Here is a 13,412-nt window from a genome sequence, read left to right as displayed (position 1 = left end):
GAGGGGTCGGCGCCGCCCCGGGGCCCGCTCAGATGTCGAGGAAGCGGACGTCCTTGGCGTTCTCCTGGATGAAGCGGCGCCGGGACTCGACGTCGTCGCCCATCAGGACGGAGAAGATGGTGTCGGCGTCGGCGGCCTCGTCGACCGTGACCTGCTTGAGGGTCCGGGTGGCGGTGTCCATGGTGGTGGACTGCAGCTCCTTCCAGTCCATCTCGCCCAGGCCCTTGTAGCGCTGGATGCCGTTGTCCTTGGGGATGCGGCGCCCGGCGGACTGACCGGCGGCGAGGCGCTCGTCGCGCTCCTCGTCGCTGAAGACGTACTCGTGCGGCGCGTTGGACCACTTCAGGCGGTACAGCGGCGGCATCGCGATGAACACGTGACCCAGCTCGATCAGGGGCCGCATGTAGCGGAACAGCAGCGTCAGCAGCAGGGTGCAGATGTGCTGGCCGTCGACGTCCGCGTCGGCCATCAGGATGATCTTGTGGTACCGCAGCTTGGTCGCGTCGAAGTCCTCGCCGATGCCGGTGCCGAAGGCGGTGATCAGCGAGCGGACCTCCTGGTTGTCCAGCGCCCGGTCCAGCCGCGCCTTCTCCACGTTCAGGATCTTTCCGCGGATGGGGAGGATCGCCTGGGTGCGCGGGTCGCGGCCCTGCACGGCGGAGCCGCCGGCGGAGTCGCCCTCGACGATGAAGATCTCGGACTCGGCGGGGTTGCGGGAGGAGCAGTCGCGCAGCTTGCCGGGCATGCCGCCGGTCTCCAGCGGGGACTTCCGACGGGTCGCGTCGCGGGCCTTGCGGGCCGCCTCGCGGGCCATCGCCGCGGCCTGACCCTTCATGACGATCGCCTTGGCCTCGTTCGGGTGGGACTCGAACCAGTCGGTGAGCTGGTCGGTCATCACCTTGACCATGAAGGTGCGGGCAATGGTGTTGCCGAGCTTGGTCTTGGTCTGGCCCTCGAACTGCGGCTCGCCGAGCTTCACGGAGATCACCGCGGTGAGGCCCTCGCGGATGTCCTCGCCGGTGAGGTTGGCGTCCTTCTCCTTCAGCAGGCCCTGGGCGCGGCCGTAGCGGTTCACGATCGAGGTGAGCGAGGAGCGGAAGCCCTCCTCGTGGGTGCCGCCCTCGTGGGTGTTGATCGTGTTGGCGTAGGTGTGGACGGAGTCGGTGTAGGCGCCGGTCCACTGCATCGCGACCTCGACGGAGATCTTCGCGTCCGTGTCCTCGGACTCGAAGGAGATGATGTCGGGGTGGATCACCTCGGCGCGCTTGGCCGAGTTGATGAACTCGACGAAGTCCTGCAGGCCGCGCTCGTAGAGGTAGGAGACCGTGCGGGGGCCGCCCGAGGTCTCGCCCTGCTCGGCCTTCTCGGCCTCGAGCTCGACGTCGACCTCCTGGTCCTCCGGGGCCTCCTCAGCGCGCTCGTCGGTCAGCGTGATGCGCAGGCCCTTGTTGAGGAAGGCCATCTGCTGGAACCGCTTGCGCAGCGTCTCGAAGTCGTACACGGTCGAGTCGAAGATCTCGCCGTCGGCCCAGAAGGTGATGGTGGTGCCGGTCTCGTCGGTCTCCTCGCCCTTCTCGAGCGGGGCGACGGGGACGCCGCGGGCGTAGGCCTGGCGCCAGACGTGGCCCTGGCGGCGGATCTCGACCTCCATGCGGACGGAGAGGGCGTTGACCACGGAGGAGCCGACGCCGTGCAGACCGCCGGAGACGGCGTAGCCGCCGCCGCCGAACTTGCCGCCGGCGTGCAGCACGGTGAGCACCAGCTCGACGGCGGGCTTGTTCTCGGTGGGGTGCATGTCCACGGGGATGCCGCGGGCGTGGTCGACGACGCGCACGCCGCCGTCGGCGAGGAGGGTGACCTCGATGGTGTCACCGTGGCCGGCCATCGCCTCATCCACGGAGTTGTCGACGATCTCCTGGACCATGTGGTGCAGGCCGCGCTCACCGGTGGAGCCGATGTACATGCCGGGCCGCTTGCGCACCGCCTCGAGGCCCTCGAGGACGGTGATGTCCGAGGCCTCGTAGTGCTCGGGCGCGCGGGCCGCCTTCTCCCCCGCGGTGGTCGGCGCCGGGGCCGCGGGGGCCGTCGCCGCCTCGGGGGCCGGTGCTGCGCCGTCCGCTCCCGGTGACGGGTCCGAGGTGCCCTCGGGCAGGTCCTGGTCGGGCATGGGGCGGTCGCTGTCGCTCACCTGATGTGGCTCCTCGCAGTCCGGTCGTCCCTCGGTCGGACGGACCGAGGGTGGTCCGGCGGCACCGTGCGGCGGTGTCCCTGCGGCCCGACGCGTGCGGGATCCGCAGGAGCTCCTCGCGCACGCGCGCGAGCGGCACCCGCAGGCCTCGTCGATCGGGCCCGACGGCATCGAGGTGACCGGGCTGCTTCGACCCCGGTCGACGTCGGCCGAACCGCCCTCATCCTATCGGAGAACGGGTGCTGGGCCTATTCGACGCCCCGTTCCTGTGGACGACGCGACGCTGGATGCGTCCCAGACGCTTCGTGACGGCCTCTTCAACGCGCTCCGGGAGCCTCGGATGGGGGCGGGTACGCCCGAGGGGGTTCGGAGGCGGCACAGGCGCGCCTGGGATGTCCGCTCTCGGGCGTACCGCACGGGGCTCAGCGGGCGGCGTCCGGGAGCCCCGCGAGCACCTCGGCGGTGGCGAGCGCCGCCGCGGCCGCCTCGTGCCCCTTGTCCTCCACGGAGCCGGGAAGGCCGGCCCGATCCCGTGCCTGCTCGTCGGTGTCGCAGGTCAGGAGCCCGAATCCGACGGGGACGCCGTGGTCGAGGGAAACCCGGCTGAGCCCGTCGGTCGCCGCGGAGCAGACGTAGTCGAAGTGCGGGGTGCCGCCGCGGATCACGACGCCGAGGGCGATCACGGCCTCGTGGCTGCGGGCGAGGCGGTCCGCGACCACGGGCAGCTCGAAGGAGCCGGGCACGCGCACCAGGGTGGGATGGTCGATGCCGGCCTCGGCGCAGGCGCGCAGGGCGCCGGCGACCAGGCCGTCCATCACCTCCTCGTGCCAGGACGCGGCGACGATCGCGACGCGGGCGTCGGGGCGGGCGGTGATCTGGGGGGTGGGGGCGCCGTGGCCGCTCATGAGGTTCCTCCGGGGGTCGTGACAGGGGTGGTGGTGGGATCGAGCGCGGGAAGCCCGGTCAGGTGGTGGCCCAGTCGGTCCCGCTTGGTGGTGAGATACGCGAGGTTCTCGGGGGTGGGGTGGGCCTCGAGGTCGAGGACCCGGTGCACGCGCGTGCCGCCGGCGCGCAGGGCGTCGGCCTTCTCGGGGTTGTGGGTGAGCAGGTCGATCGCGGTGACGCCGAGGTGCTCGAGGATCCGCGGGACCGCGGCGAAGCTGCGCTCGTCCACGGGCAGTCCGAGGTCGAGGTTCGCCTCGACGGTGTCGCGGCCCGCGTCCTGCAGGGCGTAGGCCCGCAGCTTCTGGACCAGGCCGATGCCGCGGCCCTCGTGCCCGCGCAGCAGCACCAGCACGCCGCGGCCGGCGGCGGAGATCCGGGCGAGGGACTCGTGCAGCTGGGGTCCGCAGTCGCAGCGCAGCGAGCCGATCACGTCGCCGGTCACGCACTCGGAGTGGACCCGCGTGAGCACGGGCTCCTCCCCGGTGACGTCCCCGGCCACGAGCACCAGGTGCTCCGCCGTCCCCTCCCTCACCGCGAGGGCGCGGAAGGCGCCGTGGGCCGAGGGCAGCGGCACCGCCTCGGTGAACTCGAGCAGAGCGGGGACCGGCCCGGCCGACGCGGCCGACGCCGGGGCGGCCGGTGCGGCCGGTGCGGACGACGGCACTGCCGACGCGAGCGGCGCCGCCTCCCCGATCTCCCGCCGGTGCGCGGCGAGGTCCTCGATGGAGATCATCGCCAGGCCGTGCTCGTCGGCGAAGACGCGCAGCGCAGGCCCGCGCTGCATGGTGCCGTCGTCGTGGATGAGCTCGACGATCATCCCGACCGCGGGCAGACCTGCCATCCGTGTGAGGTCCACGGCGGCCTCGGTGTGGCCGCGCCGCTCGAGCACCCCGCCGGCCTTCGCCCGCAGCGGCAGCACGTGCCCGGGCCGGATCAGGTCGGTCGGGACGGAGCCGGGATCGGCGAGGACGGTGAGGGTGCGAGCCCGGTCCGCTGCGGAGATGCCGGTGGTGACCCCCTCTGCCGCATCGACCGTGATCGTGTACGCGGTGCGGAAGGGGTCCGCGTTGGCGGCGACCATCAGCGGCAGCTCGAGGGCGTCGGCCCGCTCGGCGCTCATCGGCGCGCACAGCAGCCCGCTCGAGTGCCGGACCGCGAAGGCGACCTGCTCGGGGGTGGCGGTCGCGGCGGCGAGGATCAGGTCGCCCTCGTTCTCGCGGTCCTCGTCGTCCACCACCACGACGGGCCGGCCGGCGGCGATCTCCGCGATCGCGGCGGGCACGGGATCCAGGCGCAGGCCGGTCATCGTCCCTGCTCCGACCCGGTCACGGCCTCCGGGGCGCCCGCGGGCAGCAGACCGGCGGTGAGCTTCTCGACGTACTTCGCGAGCACGTCGACCTCGAGGTCCACGCCCTCGCCGACGGCGCGGGTGCCCAGCGTGGTGCGCTCGAGGGTCTCGGGGATCAGGCCGATGGTGACCTCGTCGCCGTCGATCGCGGCGACGGTGAGGCTGACCCCGTCCACGGCGAGGGAGCCCTTGGGCACCACGTAGCGGGAGAGGCCGCCCGGCAGGCGCAGGCGCAGGAGGGTGGTGCCGGCCTGCTCGTCGCGGGAGAGGATCTCGCCGACGCCGTCGACGTGGCCCTGCACGATGTGCCCGTCCAGGCGGCCGTCGGCCCGCACGCAGCGCTCGAGGTTCACGCGGTCGCCGGGGCGGAGCTCGCCGAGCGTGGTCGCGGCGAGGGTGGTGGCGATGACGTCGGCGCTCCACGTCTCGCCGACGACGGCGGTGACGGTGAGGCAGCAGCCGTTCACGGCGATCGAGTCGCCGAGCGCGATGCCCTCGAGCACGCGCGGGGAGCGGATCCGCAGGGCGGCGGGGTCGGCGCCGAGGTCGAGCGCCTCGACGGTGCCGAGCTCCTCGATGATTCCGGTGAACATGGTGGTGTCCTTCCTGGTCAGGCCGGGGCGGGGGTGGTGCGGGGACGGAGGGTGAGGCGGAGGTCCCTCGCGCCGCCCGGGGTGGGCAGCGAGGCGACGTCCGTGAGCTCGAGGTCGAGCCGCTGGGCGAGGGTGGTGATCCCGAGGTCGGCGACGCCGGGACGGCCGGCGCCGAGCAGGGTGGGGGCCAGGTGCACGATCAGCTCGTCGACGAGCCCGGCGCGGAGGAAGGCGGCGGCGAGGGTGGGCCCGCCCTCGAGCAGCACGTGCCGGATCCCGCGGTCGAAGAGCGTCGCGAGCACGGCCGACGGGTCGCGGGTGGGCAGGTGCAGCGCCTCGCCGGCCCCGTCGACGGCGGGAAGGTCCGGCGCCTCGGAGGTGCCCATCACGACGCGCAGCGGCTGGCGGGGGTGCAGGGTCCCGTCCGGCCGACGGGCCGTGAGCGTGGGGCGGTCGCTGCGGGCGGTCCCGGTGCCGACGAGGACGGCGTCGCAGGTGGTGCGCAGCCGGTGCACCTCCTCGCGGGCGGCGGGGCCGGTGATCCACCGGCTGGTGCCGTCGGCCGCGGCAGCGCGCCCGTCGAGGGTGAGCGCGGTCTTCGCCGTGACCAGGGGCCGGGCATGGACGAGGCCGTGCTCCCAGCCTCGGTTCAGGGCCGCCGCGGTGGCGGCGAGCTCGGCGGGGACGTCGCCGACGACCTCGACCCCGGCCGCGTGCAGGCGGTCGATGCCGCCTGCGGCCTGCGGGTTCGGGTCGCGCCTCGCGATGACGACACGGGCGATCCCGGCCTCGAGCAGCGCCTGGGTGCAGGGGGCGGTGCGACCGGTGTGGTCGCAGGGCTCGAGGGTGACCACGGCCGTCGCGCCGCGCAGGGCCGCGGGGGCACCCGGCAGCTCCCGGGCACGGGCGAGGGCGTCGGCCTCGGCGTGGGCGGTGCCGGCCCCGCGGTGATGGCCCTCGGCGAGGATCGTCCCGTCGGCGGCGAGGAGCACGCAGCCGACGCGGGGGTTCGGGCCGAGCGGCACAGCGGGGTCCGCGGCGATCTCGAGTGCGCGGCGCAACGCGGCGATCTCCGCAGGGGTGATCCTCGCAGCGTCCTGCGTGGTGCCGGGGTCCATGGCCTCTCCTCCGTCCGCTGCTCGCGGTCCCGGAGGGAGAGGAAGTAAGGGGACGACGTCACCGGGGGCGCCGGCCGGGCCCGGAGGGTCGGCAGGGACGCCAGGCGACGTCGACCGCGTGCGCTTCCCATCCGGACTCTCACCGTCGGTCCAGGAGTTCCACCTGGTCAGCCTCGGGCCATGGGCCCTCGGGTCGCGGACTGTCACCGCCGGCTCGGAATTTCACCGACCCCAGTGCACGCGAGCATCATCAGCTCGTCGAGAGCACACCGTAGCAGGGTCGGCCGGGAGGATGACGGCGGATGAACGCCGCCGCCCATCCATCAGACGCACTACCCGGCGCCCACCCGCTGATCTCCTACCACTCGCCCCTCGCAGCACGTCGATCAGGCTCCACCCACCCGCTGATCTCCTACCGCTCGTCCCTCGCAGCACGTCGATCAGGCTCCACCCACCCGCTGATCTCCTACCGCTCGTCCCTCGCAGCACGTCGATCAGCCATACGTATCCCGGGGTCCGCGCCAGGTCACCGTCCGTCGGCCCTTCTTCCAGCTGCGCTCGGCGGCGGCCGGGCCGGTGACCTTCAGCTCCGAGACGACGTGGGAGCCGACGTGCTCCTCGATGGTGGTGATCAGCTGCGGGGTGAGCATCCGCAGCTGCGCCGCCCACGCCGAGGAGGAGGCGCTGACCACCAGCACCCCGTCCTCGAAGGAGACCGGGCGGCAGTGCGTCGCGAGCCGCTCGCCGACGATCTCGTCCCACTCGTCCAGCACCCGTCCGGTGCTCATCCCGGCGTTCCAGCCGAGGTTCCCCAGCACCTTCTTCAGCACCAGCTCGATGCCCTGCGGGTCCCGCGGGTCCGGGCGCGAGCCGGAGTAGCCGGGCGCCCGGCCGGACCGGTCGCGCACGTCCCTGGCCTGCGTCTTCGCGGAGATCGGGAAGAGGCCGCGGTCGCGGGCGGCGGCACGGGAGCGGTTGACGGTGCGGCGGGCGAGCTCGAAGGGATCCGCCGGCGCCGGCAGGTCCGGCGGATCGTAGAGCACCTGCTCCTCGCGGTCGGGATCCCCGGGGCCGACGGGCGTCGGTGCGCCGGAGCGGGACGCGACGGACCCACGAGCCTCCTCGCCGCCCGGCCGCGCTCCGCCGCGGGCACGCTCGGCACCGTCCCCGTTCCGGGCACCGCCCCGCACGGGCACGGCAGCCGGAGCCGTCGGCGAGGTCGACTGCTCCTCGGACCCCGCCGCTGCCCCGCTCCAGGTGCCGAGCCCGTACGGGTTCGCGATCCTCGGGCGCGGAGCACCGCCGTTCATCGCAGCCCGCCCCCGCTGCGCGGGACCGCCTCGCCGAGCGTCACGTCGACCACGTGGATCTCGCCGTCGAGGGAGGCGGGGATGTCGGTGTCGTTCGCGGTCGTGATCAGCACCTGCGAGGCGTCGGTGACGATCCTGCCGAGCCGCTCGCGGCGATGGACGTCCAGCTCGCTGAAGACGTCGTCGAGGATCAGGATCGGCTCGCCGTCGCCGAGGTCGCCCTCCTCGAGGCGCAGCAGGTCGTAGCTGGCCAGGCGCAGGGCGAGCGCGAGGGACCAGGACTCGCCGTGGCTCGCGTAGCCCTTCGCGGGGAAGTCGTGCAGGCGGATCTCCAGGTCGTCGCGGTGCGGGCCGGTGAGGTTCGTGCCGCGGTCGATCTCCTCGTCGTGCCGTGCGGAGACCAGGGCGAGCAGGGCGTCGTGGATCTCGCGGGTGCCGGGAAGCTCCCCGGGCGCGGCGCCGAGCTCGTCGAGCACGTCGGAGCGGTAGCGGACGTCCGCCGGGGAGGCGACCTCGCCGCGCTGGTCAGGGGGCAGGTCGAGCGCCTGCTCGGCCCCCTCGTCGGTCGAGACCCGCAGGTAGGAGTACCCCAGGTGGGGGCGCAGACGGTTCACGAGGTGGAGCCGGGCGCGCAGCAGCTCGGCGCCGTGACGGGCGAGCTGCTGGTCCCAGACCTCGAGCGTGGAGGCCGCCGACTCGGCCGGGTCCAGCCCGCCGACGCTGCGTCCCGAGCCGCCGCGCCGCATCGAGCGCATCTGCTTGAGCAGGTTGCCGCGCTGCTTGAGGACCCGGTCGTAGTCGGCCTTGATCGAGGCGAAGCGGGGCGCGATCTCGAACAGGAGCTCGTCGAGGAAGCGGCGCCTGCCCTCGGGATCGGCCTTGACCAGTCCCAGGTCCTCCGGGGCGAAGAGCACCGCCCGCACCTCGCCGAGCAGGTCACTCAGCCGGGAGACGTTCTGTCCCTGGAGCCGGGCGCGGTTCGCCTTGCCGGGGGTGATCTCGAGGTCGATCTGCAGCGGCCGGCCGGCGCGTTCGAAGCTCGCGCGGACGATCGCGGTGGACTCGCCGCGGTGCACGAGCGCGGCGTCGTGGGGGACGCGATGGCTCGAGAGCGTCGCGAGGTACCACAGCGCCTCGACGATGTTGGTCTTGCCCTGCCCGTTCGGGCCCACCATGACGGTGATGCCGGGACGGACGGGCAGGCTCAGCTGCCGGTAGGAGCGGAAGTCGGTGAGTTCGAGCGCGGTCAGGTGCACGGAGGGAGCTCGCCCTCCCTCAGATCCGCATCGGCATGATGAGGTACCGGTAGGAGTTGTCGGGCTCGCCCTCGAGCGAGTCCTGCCCGGTCATCACCGAGGGCTTGATCGAGTCGGTGAAGGTCAGGCGGGCGAACTCGCTGCCGAGCGCGCCGAGGCCGTCGAGCAGGAAGCCCGAGTTGAAGCCGACGACGAGGTCCTCGCCCTCGAGCTGTGCCTCGAGCACCTCGCTGGCCTGGGCGTCGTCGCCGGCGCCGGCCTCGAGCGCGACCTGGCCCTCGGAGAAGGACAGGCGCACGGGAGTGTTCCGCTCGGCGACCAGGGAGACGCGCTTGACCGCGTCGATCAGCGCGCCGGTGGAGACGACGGCAGTGATCGCGGTGGTCTCGGGGAACAGGCGTCGCACCGGCGGGTAGTCGCCGTCGACGAGGGTGGAGGTGGTGCGGCGGCCGCCGGCCTCGAAGCCGATCAGGTTCGCGGAGTCCTCGTCGGACAGCGCGATCTCGACGCCGCCGCCGGTCGCGAGCGAGCGGGCGACCTCGTGGAGGGTGCGGCCGCGGACCAGGGCGGTGAGCTCGGCGCCGGGCGACGAGGGGTTCCAGGTCAGCTCGCGCAGCGCCAGGCGGTAGCGGTCGGTGGCCATCAGGGTCATGGTCTCGCCGCTGATCTCGACCTTCACGCCGGTCAGCAGCGGGAGGGTGTCGTCCTTCGAGGCCGCGACGGTGACCTGCGAGATCGCCTCGGCGAACACGTCGGCCGCGACGGTGCCGGCGACCGGGGGCATGGTGGGCAGCTGCGGGTACTCCTCGACCGGGAGGGTCGCGAGCGCGAAGCGGGCGCTGCCGCAGCGGACCTGGAGCTTCGTGCCCTCGAGCGCGACGGTGACGTCCTTGTTCGGCAGGGCGCGGACGATGTCCGAGAGCATGCGCCCCTGGACCAGCACCTCGCCCGGCTGCTCGATCTCCGCCTCGAGACGGATCTGGGCGCTGACCTCGTAGTCGAAGGTCGAGAGCTGCAGCTCGCCGCCCGCATCGGCGACGATGCGCACGCCCTGCAGGATCGGCATCGCCGGACGGACAGGGAGGGTGCGGGTGGCCCAGGAGACGGCGTCGCCGAGGACGCCGCGGTCGAGGTGGAACTTCACCGTTGCCACTCCTTCACAGTGGTCGAAAGCCTGATCGTGATCGAACGGTGGACAGCGTATCGGTTCTCGGAGCCGTCCGACGACACACCGCCGCAGATCCTTGACTTCCGCCCCTGCTCCTCCGTGCTCCTCGGCCGCTGCTGCCGACCCCCCGCCCTCCACATCCACGACGAGCAAGAACCTACAGACCTCATCATCACGGCTGTGGATCTCGTGGATAACCGACATCTCAGCAGGTCATAGCCGACACTGTCGACGTGGACGACTCGTCGACAATCACAGGAAGCTCGTGCACGACCTGTGCACGGATCGCCGCCGCCGTCAGATTCTTGTCATTCCTCCATGCACATCGGCTCCTGCGCAGATGCTCGTCATTCCACACTGTCCACAGAGTTATCCACAATTGGGGAGAACGTCGGCCTGACCTGGGATGACATTCTCCGGCATGCTCACGCGGTCGGCTGCGTCACTGCCGCGTCATTCCCGCGTCACTGCCGGGCCGAGGAGCTCGAGCTCTTGATCCTCGCCGTGAGCTCCGTGACCTGGTTGAAGATCGCCCGACGCTCCTTCATCAGCTCGCTGATCTTCTTGTTCGCGTGCATGACGGTGGTGTGGTCGCGGCCGCCGAACTCCTCGCCGATGCGGATCAGCGGCATGTCCGTCAGCTCCCGGCACAGGTACATGCCGATCTGCCGCGCGGAGACCAGGCGCCGACTGCGGCCGGTGCCCACGATCTCCTCCACCGAGAGCCCGAAGTAGGTCGCGGTCTGGGCGATGATCGTCGAGGCGGTGATCTGCGCGCCGTCGTCGTGGGAGAGCAGATCCTTCAGCACGGACTCGGCGAGGGTGACGTCCATCGGCTGGCGGGAGAGGGAGTGCAGCGCCTGCACGCGGATCAGGGCGCCCTCGAGCTCGCGGATGTTCGTGGCGATGTGGCTGGCGATGTACTCCAGCACCTCGTGCGGCACCTCGCCGGTGTTCTCCTGGGCGACCTTCTTGCGCAGGATCGCGATGCGGGTCTCGAGGTCCGGCGGCTGCACGTCCGTCATCAGGCCCATCTCGAAGCGGGAGCGCATCCGGTCCTCGAAGCCGCCGAGCTCCTTCGGCGGCAGGTCCGAGGTGATCACGATCTGCTTGTCCGAGTTGTAGAGCGTGTTGAAGGTGTGGAAGAACGCCTCCATCGTCTCCGGCGCTCGCTGCAGGAACTGGATGTCGTCGATCAGCAGGATGTCGATGTCGCGATAGCGGCGCTGGAACTCCTGCGCCTTGCCGAACTGGCCGGACTGCACTGAGTTGATGAACTCGTTGGTGAACTCCTCCGAGTTCACGTAGCGCACCACCACGTCGGGGTAGAGGCTCTGGGCGTAGTGGCCCACCGCGTGCAGCAGGTGGGTCTTGCCCAGACCGGATCCGCCGTAGATGAACAGCGGGTTGTACGCCTTCGCGGGCGTCTCCGCGACGGCCGACGCGGCCGCCTGCGCGAAGCGGTTCGAGGAGCCGATCACGAAGGTGTCGAAGGTGTATTTGCTGTTCAGGCGCGAGTCCTCGCCGAGGGTCAAGGCGCCGCCGGCGGGGGCGGGGCGGGGCGGCGCCGGTCCCGGGGAGGGGGCGGAGGCGCCGCTGAGGGCGGACATCCCCGCATAGGCGCTGGGATCGTCGGCCGCGGAGCCGTGGAACTCGTCCTCCCCGCGGCCGAAGCGCGAGGCGGCGGAGGCGGCCGAGTCCGGGGTGCTGCTCGAGGGCAGCGCGGGCCGGCCGGAGGCGGGCTCGGAGGGGAGCACGGAGCCCCGTCCACGACGGAAGGGCGGGGTGTGGACACCCCCCGTGGAACTGTCCACATCGTTGTCCACAGGATGTGCACTGCGGGCGGTCGAGGAGGAGGTCAGCGGCGGTGCAGGGGCCTCGTCCTCGTCGTCCCCCTCCAGCAGCAGCGACTCGTCGACCGTCACGGCGAAGCGGAGGTCCTTGCCGGTGGCCTCGCTGAGGGCGGCCTTCAGGGAGCCCGCGATCCGGTTCTCGATCAGCTCCTTCGCCGAGGTGGAGGGCACGGCGAGCAGGGCGGTGTCCGCGACCACGGCCATCAGGCGGGAGAGGGTGAGCAGGGCCATCACACGCTGGGAGACGGTGTCGTCGCGGCGCAGGATGCTCAGCGTGCTGTCCCAGATCGCGTCGGCGTTCGCCTCCGGCATCAGGTGTCCCCCTCAGGTCTCGGGCGCGGGTCGCCACAGTTTTCCACATTATCCTCACCGCTGTGGATCGCTGATGTGGACAACAGGTCGGGGAACCGCCTCCGACGTGACCGGGACGACCGTGACGATGTGAGCGGCGCCGCCCCGTCGGGCGTCGCTGGGTCGGAGGGACAGGACCCGAAGGGCACGACGGGCCCTCGGGGCCGTCACGACACGCCCCCGGAAGTGAGAATCGGGCCACAACCGGCCCTCAACGGGGCTCCTCCGTTGACCCCGTGCACCCCCGCGCCTAAAATCGTGCAGTCAGCGCTGCGCGCCGCCCGACGGCACCGTCCCGATGTGGGACACGGCAGCCGCCCCGCCCCGGCGGGTGCGCCCGGACATCCGTTCGCGCAGCAGACCACACGCCACCGCGAGGGGCACGCCCGTGCCCACGATCGAGGAGAACCATGAGCAAGCGCACGTTCCAGCCGAACAACCGCCGCCGCGCCAAGAAGCACGGCTTCCGCGCCCGCATGCGCACCCGCGCCGGCCGCAGCATCCTGAACGCCCGTCGCGCCAAGGGCCGCGCCGAGCTCTCCGCCTGAGACGACGGTGACCAGGGCCGAGGCGTCACGTCGTCGTGTACTGGTCTAGTCGCCGGCTCCACAGCGGCGACGAGTTCCGTGCGGTCACCCGCGGTGGCGCGCGCAGCGCTCGATCCCACGTGGTCGTGCACCTGACCCTGCTCACGCAGGAGGAGGAGGCACCCCGCGTGGGATTCGTCGTGTCCAAGAAGATCGGCAACGCCGTGGTGCGCAACCGCGTCACCCGGCGCCTGCGCGAGATCGTGCGCCCGCATCTCGAGACCCTCCCCGCCGGCAGCGCGATCGTGCTGCGGGCGCTGCCGGGCATCGAGGCTCAGCCCTTCGCCGAGCTCCGCGAGGACGTGGACTCGGCGCTCGCCTCCGCCTCCCGCAAGCTCGCCCGCCGCGAGGAGCGGTCGCGGTGAGCGGCGTCCCGCCGGAGCGCGCGCGAGGTCGCGAGGGCGCGCTGCGGCGCCTGGGCCGCCTGCCGCGCCGGCTGCTGATGCTGCCGGTGCGCGGCTACCAGGTGGGCATCTCGCCGTACACCCCGCCCGCCTGCCGGTACGACCCCGTCTGCTCGCAGTACGGCATGGACGCCCTGCGCACGCACGGGGCCCTCAAGGGGATCCTGCTCACCACCTGGCGGATCCTCCGCTGCAACCCCCTGACCCGCGGGGGCCTCGATCCGGTCCCGGCGCCGGGCATGTGGAGCAATCCACGCCGACTGCGGCACCCGGCCCCCTAGGGCCTACCCT

Annotated in this window: 12 protein-coding genes and 1 riboswitch; of the genes, 3 read left to right on the top strand and 9 right to left on the bottom strand. The window is 72.3% G+C overall.

The annotated features are described in order from the left end of the window. Positions 1-28: 28 nt before the first annotated feature. From gyrB to dnaA, 9 genes are all read right to left on the bottom strand, one after another. Positions 29-2,188 carry a DNA topoisomerase (ATP-hydrolyzing) subunit B gene (gyrB, locus tag DS079_RS06850; RefSeq protein WP_126986014.1) on the bottom strand — a complete coding sequence of 720 codons (2,160 nt, stop codon included), beginning with the start codon at positions 2,186-2,188 and terminating at the stop codon, positions 29-31. Positions 2,189-2,610: 422 nt separating this feature from the next. Next, positions 2,611-3,093: a 6,7-dimethyl-8-ribityllumazine synthase gene (ribH, locus tag DS079_RS06845; RefSeq protein WP_126986012.1), complete on the bottom strand. Its 483-nt coding sequence runs from the start codon at positions 3,091-3,093 to the stop codon at positions 2,611-2,613. Continuing rightward, the gene (gene ribB, locus DS079_RS06840) at positions 3,090-4,439 is read right to left on the bottom strand and encodes a 3,4-dihydroxy-2-butanone-4-phosphate synthase (RefSeq protein WP_126986010.1); all 1,350 of its coding nucleotides are present in this window, start codon (positions 4,437-4,439) and stop codon (positions 3,090-3,092) included. Before ribB ends, ribH begins: the two co-directional genes overlap by 4 nt. Beyond that, positions 4,436-5,074: a riboflavin synthase gene (locus DS079_RS06835; protein WP_126986008.1), complete on the bottom strand. Its 639-nt coding sequence runs from the start codon at positions 5,072-5,074 to the stop codon at positions 4,436-4,438. The genes ribB and DS079_RS06835 overlap by 4 nt, the downstream gene beginning before the upstream one ends. 17 nt (positions 5,075-5,091) lie before the next feature. Continuing rightward, positions 5,092-6,192, bottom strand: a complete 1,101-nt coding sequence (gene ribD, locus DS079_RS06830) for a bifunctional diaminohydroxyphosphoribosylaminopyrimidine deaminase/5-amino-6-(5-phosphoribosylamino)uracil reductase RibD (protein WP_126986006.1) — start codon at positions 6,190-6,192, stop codon at positions 5,092-5,094. 114 nt (positions 6,193-6,306) lie between these two features. Next, a riboswitch (FMN riboswitch) is annotated at positions 6,307-6,436 on the bottom strand. 250 nt (positions 6,437-6,686) lie between these two features. Then, positions 6,687-7,235 (bottom strand): DciA family protein, encoded by a 549-nt coding sequence (locus DS079_RS06825; protein ID WP_234695663.1) that lies wholly within the window; start codon positions 7,233-7,235, stop codon positions 6,687-6,689. Positions 7,236-7,498: 263 nt separating this feature from the next. Next, positions 7,499-8,758 carry a DNA replication/repair protein RecF gene (gene recF / locus DS079_RS06820; protein WP_126986004.1) on the bottom strand — a complete coding sequence of 420 codons (1,260 nt, stop codon included), beginning with the start codon at positions 8,756-8,758 and terminating at the stop codon, positions 7,499-7,501. Positions 8,759-8,777: 19 nt separating this feature from the next. Then, on the bottom strand, positions 8,778-9,902 hold the full coding sequence (dnaN, locus tag DS079_RS06815; protein WP_126986002.1) for a DNA polymerase III subunit beta: 1,125 nt from the start codon (positions 9,900-9,902) through the stop codon (positions 8,778-8,780). A 488-nt stretch (positions 9,903-10,390) separates the two neighbouring features. Beyond that, a complete protein-coding gene (gene dnaA / locus DS079_RS06810; protein WP_126986000.1) occupies positions 10,391-12,091 on the bottom strand; it encodes a chromosomal replication initiator protein DnaA in 1,701 nt (566 codons plus the stop codon). A 449-nt stretch (positions 12,092-12,540) separates the two neighbouring features. On the opposite strand from dnaA, the gene rpmH reads away from it, so the two are divergent. Genes rpmH through yidD form a run of 3 tightly spaced genes read left to right on the top strand, consistent with a single transcriptional unit; the run spans position 12,541 to position 13,402 of the window. Next, entirely contained in the window at positions 12,541-12,678 is a 138-nt protein-coding gene (gene rpmH / locus DS079_RS06805; RefSeq protein ID WP_010552021.1) for a 50S ribosomal protein L34, read from the top strand. Between the two features lie 35 nt (positions 12,679-12,713). After that, positions 12,714-13,082: a ribonuclease P protein component gene (gene rnpA / locus DS079_RS06800; RefSeq protein ID WP_029360897.1), complete on the top strand. Its 369-nt coding sequence runs from the start codon at positions 12,714-12,716 to the stop codon at positions 13,080-13,082. Continuing rightward, positions 13,079-13,402, top strand: coding sequence for a membrane protein insertion efficiency factor YidD (gene yidD / locus DS079_RS06795; protein WP_082358693.1), 324 nt, complete (start codon positions 13,079-13,081; stop codon positions 13,400-13,402). Before rnpA ends, yidD begins: the two co-directional genes overlap by 4 nt. The last annotated feature ends 10 nt before the right edge of the window (positions 13,403-13,412 follow it).

The organism is Brachybacterium paraconglomeratum (assembly GCF_003994255.1).
In the GTDB taxonomy this organism is placed as follows: Bacteria; Actinomycetota; Actinomycetes; order Actinomycetales; family Dermabacteraceae; genus Brachybacterium; species Brachybacterium conglomeratum.
This window is presented reverse-complemented; position numbering and strand designations above follow the sequence as displayed.

Coding starts and splice junctions, on each gene's coding strand:
- ribH (WP_126986012.1), bottom strand. CDS start 3,093: ATGAGCGGCCACGGCGCCCCCACCCCCCAGATCACCGCCCGCCCCGAC.
- ribB (WP_126986010.1), bottom strand. CDS start 4,439: ATGACCGGCCTGCGCCTGGATCCCGTGCCCGCCGCGATCGCGGAGATC.
- DS079_RS06835 (WP_126986008.1), bottom strand. CDS start 5,074: ATGTTCACCGGAATCATCGAGGAGCTCGGCACCGTCGAGGCGCTCGAC.
- ribD (WP_126986006.1), bottom strand. CDS start 6,192: ATGGACCCCGGCACCACGCAGGACGCTGCGAGGATCACCCCTGCGGAG.
- dnaA (WP_126986000.1), bottom strand. CDS start 12,091: ATGCCGGAGGCGAACGCCGACGCGATCTGGGACAGCACGCTGAGCATC.
- rpmH (WP_010552021.1), top strand. CDS start 12,541: ATGAGCAAGCGCACGTTCCAGCCGAACAACCGCCGCCGCGCCAAGAAG.